We start from the raw sequence: 14,325 nt of genomic DNA, 5'->3' as shown, positions 1-14,325 counted from the left end.
AGCGTCCCCCGGCCGCACGGAGGGGCCTGGGAGGAGGGACGAAGGACCCGGAGCGGGGGGCGCGGCGGGGGCGTGGCGCGTACGGCAGACGCGCGCGTGCACGTCCGCTGCGCGAACCGCGGGCACAGCCCCACCCCCTCGCACCGGATACGGGTCCGCATCCCCCGCCCTACCAACGACGCACCCGCCGCCGGAACACGGCCCGCCGCCAAGATCCTTGGGCCCGGTGGAACCACGGGGCCAGGTGCGGCCGTCCCCAACGGCACCGGCATAGTGGGGGCTCGTGTCCCGCCGGGGCACCTGTGCGGAGAAACTGGGGGATTCTATTCATGCCCGCCAACGGGAAACGTCGTATACCGAGGAAGGCGCTGGCCGCCGCGGCCCTCGCGGTCACGCTGGCACTGACCGCCGGCGCCTGCGAGGACGGCGACGGTGACAGCGGCGCCGACGACAAGCAGCAACAGCAGGAGTCGCAGGCGCCCGAGAAGGATCTGGCGCTCCCCGAGGGGATCCCGGACGCCCTGAAGAACCTCGACCTCGACAAGTGGAGGGACGGCGGCTGGGAGGACTGGGCCAAGGAGGACTGGCTGCGCGACGCGCGCGAGTTCATCAACCCGATCATCGAGGACCTCTGGGACCCCGACCGAATGTGGGACGCCGAGCAGCCGCCCAACCGGGTCGACGAGGACGACGTGTCCGAGGACCAGGGTGTCACCGACCCGGAGCCGGCGCCCGTCGAGGCCGTCGAGGCGTCCACGCCGTACGACGAGTCGCAGCCCGCCGCCGGGAAGATCTTCTTCGACACCCCCGAGGGCCCCATGGTCTGCTCCGGCACCGTGGTCGCGGACCCGGCCAACCCGGGCAAGTCCAACCTGGTGGCCACCGCCGGCCACTGCGTGCACAAGGGCTCCGAAGGCGGCTGGTGGCGCAACATCATCTTCGTGCCCTCCTTCAACCCCGAGGGCAAGACCGTCGCCGAGCTGGAGGCCGAGCAGGCGACCGAGGCCGACATCGCGCCGAAGGGCACGTTCTGGGCCGAGGAGGCCCGTACGACCGACGAGTGGATCTCCGAGGGCAAGTCGCAGGGCGGCGTGGGCGCCCCGTACGACTTCGCCGTGATGAAGGTCCAGCCGAAGGACGGCGGCGGGCAGTCCCTGGAGGAGGCCGTGGGCGCCGCGGTGCCCGTCTGGTTCGACGCCCCGGCCGTGAAGGACGTCGGTGACCTGACCGCCACCGGCTACCCGGCGGCGGCGCCGTACGACGGCGGGCGGCTGTACTCCTGCACCGACGCGCCGGGCCGGCTGTCGATCCAGGCGTCGCAGCCCACGATGTACCGCATCGGCTGCACCATGACCGCCGGCGCCTCCGGCGGCGGCTGGACCGCGTCGAACGACGGCGAGGAGCAGCTCGTGTCCGTCACGTCCATCGGCCCGCTGCAGGCCACCTGGCTCGCCGGGCCGCGGCTGGACAAGGAGGCCGAGGCGGTCTTCGACGAGGTGAGCGGCGGCTAGCCCGCCCGTACCGTACGGTCCCGCGCCCCGGCGCCGGGCCGTACCCGGGCCCGACAGCGCGCCGGGCTCCCACCGGGAGTCCGGCGCGCTGGCCGTGCCGGGCCCCGGTTTGGCAGGATCGCCGCGTGGTCCCCTTCGTCCCGCGCCGCCCCGGCAGGCGCCGAGCACTGCAGGCCGCCGTGGCGACGGCGGCCGTGCTCGGGCTGCTCCTGTGGTGGCTGCTGCCGCTGGGCGGCGGCGGCAGCCCGGCGGGGAAGGTGGTCTTCGCGACGGGGGTGCGCTCCGGCGTGTACGCGGAGTACGGACGGCTGCTGCGCGCAGGGCTCGCCCGGGACGAGCCGGACCTCGACGTACGTCTGCACACCAGCCAGGGCTCCATCGACAACCTGCGCAAGGTCACCGCGGGCCGCGCCGACTTCGCCGTCGCCACCGCCGACTCCGTGGCCACGTACCGCCGCGACCGGCTGCCCGGCTGGCAGGGGCTGCGCGCGGTGGCCCGGCTCTACGACGACTACATGCAGCTCGTCGTCCTGCGCGACTCGCCCGTGCGGCACACCGCCGACCTGCGCGGCCTCAAGGTCGGCGTCGGCGAGGACGGCTCCGGCGTCCAACTGATCACCCGGCGACTGCTGTCGGCGGCCGGGCTCGACTTCGACGAGGACGTGACGGCCGTACGCGAGGGCCTCGACACGATGCCGGAACTCCTGCGCGAACGGGAGATCGACGCCTTCTTCTGGTCCGGCGGCCTGCCCACGGAGGCCGTCGAGCGCCTGGCGCAGCAGACCGAGATCGAACTCGTACCGCTCGGTGACCTCCTCGGCCCCCTCCACGCCCAGGGCGAACTGGCCCGCTACTACCGCGCCGCGGTCATGCCGCCCGACGCCTACCCCACGGTCCAGCGCGACACCGCCGTGCCGACGCTCGCGGTGGCGAACCTGCTGGTCACCACCGACCGGGAGGACCCGCGGCTGACGGAGAGCGTGACCAGCACGGTGATACGGGACCGGGACCGGATCGGCCGCGTGGTGCACGCCGCCCAGCGGGTCGACCTGCGCACGGCGGTCTTCACCGACCCGCTGGAGCTGCACGAGGGCGCGGCCCGCTACTACCGGCAGGAGAAGCCGTAGGCCGGGCGCCGTCCTGCGCGGATCACATCCGGGTGGACGCGCGACTGACGCTCACGGACGCCGGGCCAGGAACACGAACTCCTTTCCCGGCCGGTCGGGCGCGTCCCGGACGTCCTCCACCGCGTAGCCGTGGGCGGCCAGGTCCTGCTCGACCTCCTCCCGCTCGCGGAAGCGCAGCGTCGAATCCGAGGTCAGCACCTGGCCGTCGGCGGCGAACTCGTACGTCCAGCGGAAGGTCACCAGCGGCAGGTCCACCTCGATCAGCTCGACCCGGCTCGCGACGGAGCCGGCGCCCGGGATCTCCGTCACACGGGAGGAGCGCTCGCGGGTCCACTCCTCCCAGGCGCGCCGTGCCGGGTCCCGGGTCTCGAAGACCAGGTGCCCGCCGGGCCGCAGTGCGGCGTGCGCCCCGCGCAGGGTCTCGTCCCACGCCCGCGGATCGGCGATCGCCTGGGCGACGTTCGCCGTCATCGTCGCGAGGTCCGCCCGCAGCGGCGGGAGGTCGGTCGCGTCGCCGCAGATCCAGCGCACTCGTCCGCCGCCCGGTTTGGCCCGGGCGACGTCGATGGACGCCGGGGCGGGATCGACGCCGACGACCTCGATCCCGCGGTGGGCCAGGAGGAGCGCGAACACCCCCGTGCCGCAGCCGATGTCCAGCACCCGGTGGGCGCCGAACTCGTCCGTGAGCCGCAGGTACGCGTCGAGATCGCGGCGGTCGGGGTGGAGCGGGTCGTAGAGCGCGGCGAGCCGTGGATGCGCGAAACAGTCGTCGGCCATGCGGCCGAACCTATGCGGCGCCGGGTCGGCGCGGCCACGGGATGTGATGCGGCGGGATCGCGCAGGACACGGGAACGCACGGGGCGGATGGGTCCGGCGGTGCGGGTTGACAGCAAAATCGAACATAGGTTCCCATGAGGGTTCGGCCCGGGTTTCCCCCAGGCCGGCCCGACGCGAGGCGTGTTGTCAGTGGCAGGCGCTAGCGTCGTGGACGTGAAGCGATCGACTCAGACATCCCGGGTGGAACCCATGGCAGCGACTGACCGCGAGAAGGCGCTCGACGCCGCACTCGCCCAGATTGAACGGCAATTCGGCAAGGGCGCCGTGATGCGCCTCGGTGAGCGGCCGAACGAGCCCGTGGAAGTCATCCCCACTGGGTCGACCGCGCTGGACGTGGCCCTCGGTGTGGGCGGCCTGCCGCGCGGCCGCGTGGTGGAGGTGTACGGGCCGGAGTCCTCCGGCAAGACGACCCTGACCCTGCACGCGGTGGCCAACGCGCAGCGGGCCGGCGGCACGGTCGCGTTCATCGACGCGGAGCACGCCCTCGACCCGGAGTACGCGAAGAAGCTCGGCGTCGACATCGACTCCCTCATCCTCTCCCAGCCCGACAACGGCGAACAGGCGCTGGAGATCGCGGACATGCTCGTCCGCTCCGGCGCGCTCGACCTGATCGTCATCGACTCGGTCGCGGCCCTCGTGCCGCGTGCGGAGATCGAGGGCGAGATGGGCGACTCCCACGTCGGCCTGCAGGCCCGGCTGATGAGCCAGGCCCTGCGGAAGATCACCAGCGCGCTGAACCAGTCGAAGACCACCGCGATCTTCATCAACCAGTTGCGCGAGAAGATCGGCGTGATGTTCGGTTCGCCCGAGACCACCACCGGCGGCAAGGCGCTGAAGTTCTACGCCTCGGTGCGCTTGGACATCCGGCGCATCGAGACGCTCAAGGACGGCACAGAGCCCGTCGGCAACCGCACGCGCGTGAAGGTCGTGAAGAACAAGGTCGCGCCGCCCTTCAAGCAGGCCGAGTTCGACATCCTCTACGGGCAGGGCATCAGCCGCGAGGGCGGCCTGATCGACATGGGCGTGGAGCACGGCTTCATCCGCAAGTCCGGCGCCTGGTACACGCACGAGGGCGACCAGCTCGGCCAGGGCAAGGAGAACGCCCGGACGTTCCTGAAGGACAACCCCGACCTGGCCGACGAGATCGAGAGGCGGATCAAGGAGAAGCTCGGCATCGGCCCGAAGCAGGAGAACCCGGAGGGCGAGCCGGGTGCGGACGCGGCTGCCGGTCCCGCGGCGGCCGCGGACGGCGCCGCCCCCGCGGGCAAGAAGACGGTGCCGGCGCCGGCCAAGACCGCGAAGGCGGCCAAGACCGCGGCCAAGAGCTGACCCGTGGTCCGGCGCACCGACTGGCCGCTCCCGCCTCCGGACGACGGCCGCCCGCCGTTCGGGGGCGGCCCGGAGGACGGCGCCGCCCCGCCGGGCGGACGCCGTCGGCGGGGCGGGCACGGCCCGGCGGCGTACGGCGAAGGGGACGGGCCCGACGCCGCCCGGCCGGAGGACGGGGGGTACGGGCCGGAGGAGGACCCGGACGGCTACGGCGGGCCGGGACACCCGGGCCGGTCCGGGCGCGGCGGGGCCTCCCGGCGGGGGCGCTCGCGCGGCCGGCGGGAGCCGTCCGGGGAACGGGTGCGGGAGACGTCGCTCAGCCCGGAGGAACGGGCGCGGGCGATCTGCCTGCGCCTGCTCACCGGGTCGCCGCGCACCCGCAAGCAGCTCGCGGACGCGCTGGCCAAGCGGGACGTCGACGCCGAGGCGGCGGAGGCCGTGCTCGACCGCCTCGAAGCAGCCGGGCTGATCGACGACGCGGCGTTCGCCGGCGCCTGGGTGGAGTCCCGGCACCACGGCCGGGGTCTCGCCCGCCGCGCGCTCGCGCGCGAACTGCGCACCCGGGGCGTGGCGGCCCCGGTGGTCGACGAGGCGGTGGGCCGGCTGGACGCGGACACCGAGGAGGAGACGGCCCGCGAGCTGGTCGCCCGCAAACTCCGCGCCACCCGCGGCCTGGACCGCGACAAGCGCATCCGTCGCCTGGCGGGCATGCTGGCCCGCCGGGGCTACGGGGAGGGGCTGGCGATCCGCGTCGTCCGTGAGGCGCTGGAGGCGGAGGGCGAGGACGCCGAGGACCTGCTGGCGGACTGAGCCGCGGGGGGCCGAAGGCGCCGGGGGCTGCCCCGGCTCGGCGCCGGAAACGGCCTCGGTGGGCCGAGTCGCCCCGGCGTACCAGCGCCGGACGGGCAGGAGGGGTGGCTCTGTGCTGCCGTGGATGCCTGGCCCGGCAGACCTGAGCGGTCCGGAGTCGTACAGACTCCTGCGCGGGCCGGGGGCGGTGGCATCGCCGCCCGTACCCGCCGCGTGTACCTGTCGTACGCGAGGCCGTGCCTCCGCCGTGCGCGCGTGTCCGGCCGCCGCCGCGGCCGGTTCGCGACACTCCGCGCCGCGCAAGGCGGCGGCCCGGGGGCCAGGTCCCGGGCCCGGATATGCCGTGCCGGGTCTCAGACCCGGCGGAGGACCGCGACGACCTTGCCGAGGATCGTCGCCTCGTCGCCGGGAATCGGCTGGTACGCCGCGTTGTGCGGGAGCAGCCACACGTGGCCGTCCTCGCGCTTGAACCGCTTGACCGTGGCCTCGCCGTCCAGCATCGCGGCGACGATGTCGCCGTTCTCGGCGACCGGCTGGCGGCGCACCGCGACCCAGTCGCCGTCGCAGATCGCCGCGTCGATCATCGAGTCCCCGACGACCTTCAGCACGAACAGCTCGCCGTCGCCGACGAGCTGCCGCGGCAGCGGGAACACGTCCTCGACCGACTCCTCGGCGAGGATCGGGCCACCGGCGGCGATCCGGCCGACCAGCGGCACGTACGACGCGGCGGGCTTGCCCGTGGTGTCGGTGGCGGCCTGGGTGGTGGGCGTGTCCGCACCGCGCACCTCGTAGGCCCGCGGCCGGTGCGGGTCCCGGCGCAGGAAGCCCTTGCGCTCCAGGGCCATGAGCTGGTGTGCGACCGACGAGGTGGACGAGAGGCCGACGGCCTGGCCGATCTCGCGCATCGACGGCGGGTAGCCACGGCGCTGCACCGAGTCGCGAATGACCTCGATGACCCGGCGCTGCCGCTCGGTCAGGCCCGAGCTGTCGGCCCTGATGCCCGGCGGGCGCCCGGGCATGGAGCGCTTGGGTGGCTGTGCCTCGCCCTCACGGGCGTCCCCGGAAGGCGGCGTGAGCTGCGGCTCTGCTGCCTGCTGGGGCCGTTCGTGGGCGGCGATGGCTGTGGTGTCTGCGGTAGTGGTCACGTCGGCGGGCCCCTCTCGAGACGGGTCTCTCTCTCGTTAGACCAACGGTAGTTGCTTTCGAAAGGTTGCGCCAAACACACGTTCGAGTGAAATATTTCGGTTTTACTTCCGTGGTCCATCAACTGGGTGTAAAGCGCTGGCCTGATGGCTGAGAGCTGCCCGCCGCCTGCCCCGTACCGGCCTGTCGCCGCGGGGGGGCCGTGCGCCGGCCCGCCCCTGCGGGTGCCGTCCAGCTTGTCACCCATGCCCCTCCCGTGTCGCGGTCCGCGGGCTCACGTAGGCTGCCGATGTCCCGCGCGGTGTCCCGTCCCGCGCCCCGCCCGGTCTCGTGGCGCAGCAACACGCTCTCGGCTCTCAATGGCAGCCAAACCCCAGATCTAGTGGTTAGATGGGTGTCAGCAGCCCACAAGTTGTGGTCCCCCTTCCTCTCACCGGAAGGGCATCCCATATGATTGCGGTCTGCTCCGGCGGGCCGCGGGGGGCCGCCGGACCGACGTGCCGTGCGCGAGAAGGGGAGGGTGGAGAGCGATGCACTGCCCCTTCTGCAGGCACCCCGACAGCCGGGTCGTCGACAGCCGCACCACCGACGACGGCGCAGCAATCCGCCGCCGCCGGCAGTGCCCCGACTGCTCGCGCCGCTTCACCACGGTGGAGACCGCGTCCCTGATGGTCATCAAGCGCAGCGGGGTCACCGAGCCCTTCAGCCGCGCCAAGGTGATCACGGGTGTCCGCAAGGCATGCCAGGGCCGCCCCGTCACCGAAGACGCGCTGGCCCAGCTCGGCCAGCGGGTCGAGGAGGCGATCCGGGCCACCGGCAGCGCCGAGGTCTCCAGCCACGACGTCGGGCTCGCCATACTGGGCCCGCTGCAGGATCTCGATCTCGTCGCCTACCTGCGCTTCGCCTCCGTCTACCGCGCCTTCGACTCCCTTGAGGACTTCGACGACGCCATCACGCAGTTGCGGACCGCGGACAGGCCCCCCGCCGACAGCGGCGGCCCAGACGGACAGGACGACCAGGCCCCACCTCCCGCGCCGGGCGACCCCGGCGCGCCCGGCCCCGGCCGCAGTCCGGGCCGCGGCGAGGCCCCCGGAGTCCCGTCACCCGGCAGAGCGGCCGGCTGACGCCCACCGCGGGCCACCCCGTCATCCACACCCGGCCGGTGCGCGGCGCAGCGCGCCGTCCGCCTGCGGAACAGCAGATCAAGAACAGGAACCGTGCCCGGGAAGATGCGGGCACATCAGGGCGTTCACGCCCGTATAGGGAGGCGGCATGACAGAGACGACGAGCGGCCCGGCGCGCAGTTCCCGCAAGGGCGGCGCCAAGGGGAGCAAGGGCCTGCGCATCGAGCGGATCCACACCACCCCCGGTACGCACCCGTACGACGAGGTGGAGTGGGCTCGCCGTGACGTCGTCATGACCAACTGGCGCGACGGTTCGGTCAACTTCGAGCAGCGCGGCGTGGAGTTTCCCGAGTTCTGGGAGGCCAACGCCGTCAACATCGTCACGAGCAAGTACTTCCGCGGTGCGGTGGGCACCCCCAAGCGGGAGACCAGTCTCAAGCAGGTCGTCGGCCGGATCGTGAAGACGTACCGCAAGGCCGGCGAGGACCACAAGTACTTCGCCTCGCCCGCGGACGCCGAGATCTTCGAGCACGAGCTGACCTACGCCCTGCTGCACCAGATCTTCAGCTTCAACTCGCCGGTGTGGTTCAACGTCGGCACCCCGCAGCCCCAGCAGGTCAGCGCCTGCTTCATCCTCTCGGTCGACGACTCCATGGAGTCGATCCTCGACTGGTACAAGGAAGAGGGGATGATCTTCAAGGGCGGCTCCGGCGCCGGCCTCAACCTCTCCCGTATCCGCTCCAGCAAGGAACTGCTCTCCTCCGGCGGCAACGCCTCGGGACCCGTCTCCTTCATGCGCGGCGCGGACGCCTCCGCCGGCACCATCAAGTCCGGCGGCGCCACCAGGCGGGCGGCGAAGATGGTCGTGCTCGACGTCGACCACCCCGACATCGAGGCGTTCATCGAGACCAAGGTCAAGGAAGAGGAGAAGATCCGCGCCCTGCGCGACGCGGGCTTCGACATGGACCTCGGCGGCGACGACATCACCTCCGTGCAGTACCAGAACGCCAACAACTCCGTGCGCGTCACCGACGACTTCATGAAGGCCGTCGAGAACGGCGAGGAGTTCGGCCTGCGCGCCCGGATGACCGGCGAGGTCATCGAGGAGATCGGCGCGAAGAAGCTGTTCCGGCAGATGGCGGAGGCCGCCTGGGCCTGCGCCGACCCCGGCATCCAGTACGACGACACCATCAACCACTGGCACACCGCGCCGGAGTCGGGCCGCATCACCGCCTCCAACCCGTGCAGCGAGTACATGCACCTGGACAACACCTCGTGCAACCTCGCCTCGCTGAACCTGATGAAGTTCCTCAAGCAGGACGCCGACGGCCGGCAGAGCTTCGAGGTCGAGCGCTTCGCCAAGGTCGTCGAGCTCGTCATCACGGCGATGGACATCTCCATCTCCTTCGCCGACTTCCCGACCCAGAAGATCGCCGAGAACACCCGCGCCTTCCGCCAGCTCGGCATCGGCTACGCCAACCTCGGCGCCCTGCTCATGGCCACCGGCCACGCCTACGACTCCGACGGCGGCCGCGCCCTCGCCGGTGCCATCACCTCCCTGATGACCGGCACCGCCTACAAGCGCTCCGCGCAACTGGCCGCCTCCGTCGGCGCGTACGACGGCTACGCCCGCAACGCCACCGCGCACAAGCGCGTCATGCAGCAGCACGCGGACGCCAACGGCACGGCCAAGCGCATGGACGACCTGGACACCCCCGTCTGGGCCGCCGCCACCGAAGCCTGGCAGGACGTGGTGCGCCTCGGCGACAGGCACGGCTACCGCAACGCCCAGGCGTCGGTGCTGGCCCCGACGGGGACCATCGGCCTGGCGATGTCGTGCGACACGACGGGCATCGAGCCGGACCTGGCGCTGGTGAAGTTCAAGAAGCTGGTCGGCGGCGGCTCGATGCAGATCGTCAACCAGACGGTGCCGATGGCGCTGAAGCGGCTGGGGTACCAGGAGGAGCAGATCGAGGCGATCGTGGCGCACATCGCCGAGCACGGGAGCGTCGTGAACGCCCCGAGCCTCAAGCCCGAGCACTACGAGATCTTCGACTGCGCCATGGGCGAGCGCTCCATCTCGCCGATGGGGCACGTGCGGATGATGGCGGCGACGCAGCCGTTCCTGAGCGGCGCCATCTCCAAGACGGTCAACATGCCCGCGACGAGCTCCGTCGCGGACGTCGAGGAGATCTACCTCCAGGGCTGGAAGCTGGGCGTCAAGGCCCTCGCCGTGTACGTGGAGGGCTCGAAGGTCGGCCAGCCGCTGTCGGCGAAGAAGAAGGCGGCCGACAAGGCCGCCGACAAGGCGGAGGAGACGATCCGCGAGGCCGTGGAGAAGGTCGTCGAGTACCGTCCGGTGCGCCGCCGCCTCCCCAAGGGCCGCCCGGGCATCACCACGTCCTTCACGGTCGGCGGCGCCGAGGGCTACATGACCGCCAACTCCTACCCGGACGACGGGCTGGGCGAGGTGTTCCTGAAGATGTCGAAGCAGGGCTCGACGCTCGCGGGCATGATGGACGCCTTCTCGATCGCGGTCTCGGTGGGCCTGCAGTACGGGGTGCCGCTGGAGACGTACGTCTCGAAGTTCACGAACATGCGCTTCGAGCCCGCGGGCATGACGGACGACCCGGACGTGCGGATGGCGCAGTCGATCGTCGACTACATCTTCCGCCGCCTGGCGCTGGACTTCCTGCCGTTCGAGACGCGCTCGGCGCTGGGCATCCACTCGGCGGAGGAGCGCGAGCGGCACCTGGAGACGGGTTCGTACGAGCCGACGGACGAGGAGCTGGACGTCGAGGGCCTGGCCCAGTCCGCCCCCCGCGAGCCGGCACCGCTGCCGACCCCGCCGGTGACGACGGAGCAGGCCAAGCCGGCTCCGAAGGAGGCCCACACGTCGGCGGAGCTGGTGGAGATGCAACTCGGCATCCAGGCGGACGCACCGCTGTGCTTCTCCTGCGGCACGAAGATGCAGCGGGCGGGAAGCTGCTACATCTGCGAGGGCTGCGGCTCGACCAGCGGCTGCAGCTAACCCGGCCGGGTCCGTGACCCGCCCACGGAGCTGACCGCACGTCCCGGAGGGGACCGGCCACCGGCCGGTCCCCTCCGTCGCTTTTCGGGGCGTGACGGACGCACGTTCCGGTGAACTCCGGGGCGAGGCGCCGATGGCTATTCCCGCAGGCGTCTCCGGCGGTGCGGTGTTCGCGGGTGTCAGGTCCTCGTCGCCGCGGCTGCCCGTTGCAGGTACGGGAGGAAGCCCCTGACCGATGGAGGATGGGCGGTGTGGGGGGTGGCTGTGTGGACTGTGCGGGTGGGGGCGTCCTCGGGGTGGAGGGGGGCGAGGGTGACGCCCGGAGGGAGGGCTTCGGCAGCGAGGGCGGGGACGAGGGTCAGTCCCAGGCCGGCCGCGACGAAGCCGAACTTCGCCGTCCACTCGCGGGCGACGTAGTCGATACGGGGCCGGAAGCCCTGCCGCAGGCAGGCGCTGATCAGCGTCTCCTCCGGCGCCTGGCTGCCCGCGACCCAGCTCTCGCCGGCCAGGTCCGCAAGCCGCAGCGGGCGGCTGCTTCCGGCCAGCCGGTGGCCGGCCGGCAGCGCGACGAGCACCGGGTCGTCGAGCAGATGCGTCAGTTCCACCCCCTCGTACGCCGCCACCTGCTCCGGGTAGCCCGACAGCAGCGCCAGGTCCAGCCCGCCGGCCGCCAGCGCGGCGACGTGGTCGCGGCTGTAGCCCTCGACGTGCGTCACGCGTACGCCCGGGTGGTCGGTGGCGAAGGCCGCCAGCGCGCGGGGTACGAGGGCGGCGTCCGCGGTGGCGAAGGAGCCGAGCCGCAGTCGTCCGGCCGCCAGCCGGTCCAGCGCGGCGAGGTCGCGCCGGGCGTCGGCGAGGCGGTCGAGGGCGGCCTCGGCGTGGCCGAGGGCGTGGCGGCCCTGCTCGGTGAGCCGTACGCCGCGGGGCAGCCGGTCGAAGAGCGGCGCGCCGAACTCCGCTTCCAGCGAGGCGATCTGCCGGGACACGGCGGACTGCGTGAAGCCCAGTTCGGTGCCCGCGGCGGTGAAGGAGCCGTGGCGGGCGACGGCGCGGAAGACCTCCAGCCAGGCGGTGTCCATACAACGGCTCCCGGGGTGGGCAAAGGCATGCGGTTTCCGCATTGTACGCATGCGAGACATTCGTTGGTCAGATGAGTAGGCGCCCGCCTAGCGTTTCGGCACATGACGCTGCAGAAGACCTTCGACAACCCCGCCGCCGTCCCGCCGCCCGCGGGCAGCTTCTCCCATGTCGTACGCCTCGGCCTCGGCGGCGACGACGCCCTGCTGTTCGTCTCCGGGCAGGTCGCGCTGGACGCCGACGGGCGGGTCGTCGGCCCCGCGGACATGCGTGCGCAGGCCCGGCACGTGATGGAGAGCCTGGCGGCGATCCTCGCCGCCCACGGCGGCACCCTCGCGGACGTCGTGAACATCCGCTCGTTCGTCACCGATATGGGCCTGCTCGCCGAGTACGCGGAGGTGCGGCGCGGGTACTTCTCCGGCCCGCCGCCGTCCAGCACCACCGTCGAGGTTTCCCGGCTCTTCCGGGACAGCGCGCTGCTGGAAGTGGAGATCACCGCGGCGGTGACCGGCGGCCAGGGGGCGTGAACTGCCGCTCGCACGCCGGTGATCGCCGCTGAACCAGGCCGTAAGATAGCGCGGTGCTGGTCAAGTGGATTCGCTGCACCGTGGTGGACCGCCGGGGTTTCGAGCGGGGGCAGCGGAAGTGGGCGGGGCTGCCCGGCGAACCTGGCTTTCTCGGGCAGGGCGGGGGCTGGAGCCGGGCGCGCGAGGGTGTGGTGCACCTCATTGCCTTCTGGGAGAGCCGCGCGCTGTACGACTCCTTCATGGCCCGCTCCCACGACCGGCTCGCCGCTGCCCAGCTCGGCACGTTCCGCGACATGCGGGTGCGGCTCTTCGAGTACCGGATGGACGTGAAGATGGGCTTCGAGCCCCGGTTCGAGGGCGCCGACGTGATGCGGCTCGCGCACTGCCGGGTGCACGAGGAGCGCGTGGAGCACTTCACGATGATGCAGGAGAAGGTGTGGAACCCGGCGATGGCGGGGTCGCCGGGGATGCTGCGGGGGGTGCTGGGGCAGTCGGGGGAGGGCGAGTTCCTGGTGCTGTCGCTGTGGTGGGCGAAGGCGGAGCACGGCAAGTACCGCGAGGAGCGGGTGGAGCGGCTGGCGCTGCGCGCGCAGACCGCGGCGGACGTGGCGGCGCTGGCGGGGGACGTGGTGGATCTCGTGGAGTCCTGGACCGTCTGACCGGATGCCCGGCCGCTACGCTGTGCCCGAGATGACACCGGCCCCCGCTTCCGCCCCGCCGCCGGACCCGTCCCCGGACCGGTCCGCCGCTCCGGGCGCGGCCCAGGAACCGGCCCCGGGCACGGCTGCAGCGGCCGGCCCCGGCCGGGGCGCTCGGGCGCCCGAAGGCCCGGGCGCGCGGGTGCCCGACGCGCGCCTCGTACGCGCCCTCGCGAGCCTGCGCGGGCTGGCCGTCGGCGACGCGCTCGGCGCCCGGTACTCGGAGCCCGGCAGCTTTCCGCTCCTGGCCCGCCGTGAGCTGCCGCACGCGCCGTGGCGGTGGACCGACGACACGGAGATGGCGGCGTCGGTGGTGGCGGTGCTCGCCGCGCACGGACGCGTCGAACAGGACGCGCTGGCGGCCTCGTTCGCCGGCCGGCAGAACGCCGGCGGCCCCCGCGGGTACGGGCGCGCGGTGAACCGGATCCTGCGGCAGGTGCGCGACGGCGAGGACTGGCGCCGGCTCGCCGCCGCCCTCTTCGACGGCCAGGGCTCCTGGGGCAACGGCGCGGCGATGCGGGTGGCGCCGCTGGGCGCCTGGTACGCGGGGGACGTCCAGGAGGCGGTACGCCAGGCGGAGGTCTCGTCGTACGTCACCCACCAGCACCGCGAGGCCGTCACCGGCTGCATGGCGGTGGCCGCGGCCGCGGCGCTGGCCGCCGACCGGCCCGGCGACGCCGCCGCGGGCCCGGCGGACGGCGCACCCGGGCCCGATGGTGCCGCGCTGCTCGACCAGGTGATCGCGCTCGTGCCGCGCAGCGCCGTCGGCCAAGGGCTGCGCCGGGCACGGGACATGCTCGACTACGACGACGTCGCCACCGTCGCCGCCGTGCTGGGCAACGGCCGCCGCACCACCGCGCACGACACCGTGCCGTTCGCCCTGTGGTCGGCCGCCCGGCACCTCGGCGACTTCACGGGTGCCTTCTGGGCCACGGTGCAGGCCGGCGGGGACGTGGACACCACATGCGCGATCGTCGGAGGCGTGCTCGCGGGCGCGGCGGCCGGCGCGCCGCCGGCGGAGTGGGTACGGCACGTGGAGCCGCTGCCGGAGTGGGTTCCCCAGGAGCCCCCGTACCCGGTGACCCCGCCCCGCCACTGACGGGGCCACCGG

General features: G+C 72.9%; 12 protein-coding genes. 9 read left to right on the top strand and 3 right to left on the bottom strand.

The window, feature by feature from the left end; translation table 11 throughout:
* Positions 1-329 precede the first annotated feature (329 nt).
* Both CXR04_RS07565 and CXR04_RS07560 read left to right on the top strand, forming a co-directional pair.
* The gene (locus tag CXR04_RS07565; protein WP_101421100.1) at positions 330-1,511 is read left to right on the top strand and encodes a trypsin-like serine peptidase; all 1,182 of its coding nucleotides are present in this window, start codon (positions 330-332) and stop codon (positions 1,509-1,511) included.
* Between the two features lie 125 nt (positions 1,512-1,636).
* Positions 1,637-2,638 carry a TAXI family TRAP transporter solute-binding subunit gene (locus CXR04_RS07560; RefSeq protein ID WP_101421099.1) on the top strand — a complete coding sequence of 334 codons (1,002 nt, stop codon included), beginning with the start codon at positions 1,637-1,639 and terminating at the stop codon, positions 2,636-2,638.
* 51 nt (positions 2,639-2,689) lie between these two features.
* Here CXR04_RS07560 and CXR04_RS07555 read toward each other — a convergent pair whose 3' ends face one another.
* Complete coding sequence (locus CXR04_RS07555; protein ID WP_101421098.1) at positions 2,690-3,415, bottom strand: class I SAM-dependent methyltransferase; 726 nt, start codon at positions 3,413-3,415, stop codon at positions 2,690-2,692.
* Positions 3,416-3,664: 249 nt separating this feature from the next.
* On the opposite strand from CXR04_RS07555, the gene recA reads away from it, so the two are divergent.
* Together recA and recX are read left to right on the top strand one after the other, a co-directional pair.
* Positions 3,665-4,804, top strand: coding sequence for a recombinase RecA (recA, locus tag CXR04_RS07550; protein WP_101421097.1), 1,140 nt, complete (start codon positions 3,665-3,667; stop codon positions 4,802-4,804).
* Between the two features lie 3 nt (positions 4,805-4,807).
* Positions 4,808-5,614 carry a recombination regulator RecX gene (recX, locus tag CXR04_RS07545; RefSeq protein WP_101421096.1) on the top strand — a complete coding sequence of 269 codons (807 nt, stop codon included), beginning with the start codon at positions 4,808-4,810 and terminating at the stop codon, positions 5,612-5,614.
* 353 nt (positions 5,615-5,967) lie between these two features.
* On the opposite strand, the gene lexA is transcribed toward recX, so the two are convergent.
* Positions 5,968-6,759, bottom strand: coding sequence for a transcriptional repressor LexA (lexA, locus tag CXR04_RS07540; protein WP_101421095.1), 792 nt, complete (start codon positions 6,757-6,759; stop codon positions 5,968-5,970).
* Between the two features lie 528 nt (positions 6,760-7,287).
* Between lexA and nrdR the strand changes: the two genes are divergently transcribed.
* Positions 7,288-7,881, top strand: a complete 594-nt coding sequence (nrdR, locus tag CXR04_RS07535; RefSeq protein WP_047018459.1) for a transcriptional regulator NrdR — start codon at positions 7,288-7,290, stop codon at positions 7,879-7,881.
* Between the two features lie 148 nt (positions 7,882-8,029).
* Positions 8,030-10,912, top strand: a complete 2,883-nt coding sequence (locus tag CXR04_RS07530; RefSeq protein ID WP_101421094.1) for a vitamin B12-dependent ribonucleotide reductase — start codon at positions 8,030-8,032, stop codon at positions 10,910-10,912.
* Between the two features lie 179 nt (positions 10,913-11,091).
* Here CXR04_RS07530 and CXR04_RS07525 read toward each other — a convergent pair whose 3' ends face one another.
* Positions 11,092-11,991, bottom strand: coding sequence for a LysR family transcriptional regulator (locus tag CXR04_RS07525; protein ID WP_101421093.1), 900 nt, complete (start codon positions 11,989-11,991; stop codon positions 11,092-11,094).
* A 102-nt stretch (positions 11,992-12,093) separates the two neighbouring features.
* On the opposite strand from CXR04_RS07525, the gene CXR04_RS07520 reads away from it, so the two are divergent.
* The 3 genes from CXR04_RS07520 to CXR04_RS07510 are packed head-to-tail and all read left to right on the top strand — an operon-like array spanning position 12,094 to position 14,313.
* Positions 12,094-12,516 carry a RidA family protein gene (locus CXR04_RS07520; protein WP_101421092.1) on the top strand — a complete coding sequence of 141 codons (423 nt, stop codon included), beginning with the start codon at positions 12,094-12,096 and terminating at the stop codon, positions 12,514-12,516.
* Positions 12,517-12,569: 53 nt separating this feature from the next.
* Positions 12,570-13,175, top strand: coding sequence for a YdbC family protein (locus CXR04_RS07515; protein ID WP_101421091.1), 606 nt, complete (start codon positions 12,570-12,572; stop codon positions 13,173-13,175).
* Positions 13,176-13,197: 22 nt separating this feature from the next.
* The gene (locus CXR04_RS07510; RefSeq protein ID WP_234380720.1) at positions 13,198-14,313 is read left to right on the top strand and encodes an ADP-ribosylglycohydrolase family protein; all 1,116 of its coding nucleotides are present in this window, start codon (positions 13,198-13,200) and stop codon (positions 14,311-14,313) included.
* Positions 14,314-14,325 lie beyond the last annotated feature (12 nt).

The sequence above is a fragment of the Streptomyces sp. CMB-StM0423 genome, assembly GCF_002847285.1.
In the GTDB taxonomy this organism is placed as follows: domain Bacteria; phylum Actinomycetota; class Actinomycetes; order Streptomycetales; family Streptomycetaceae; genus Streptomyces.
The sequence above is the reverse complement of the archived record's forward strand: the minus strand, read 5'-3'. Positions and strand labels throughout refer to the sequence as shown.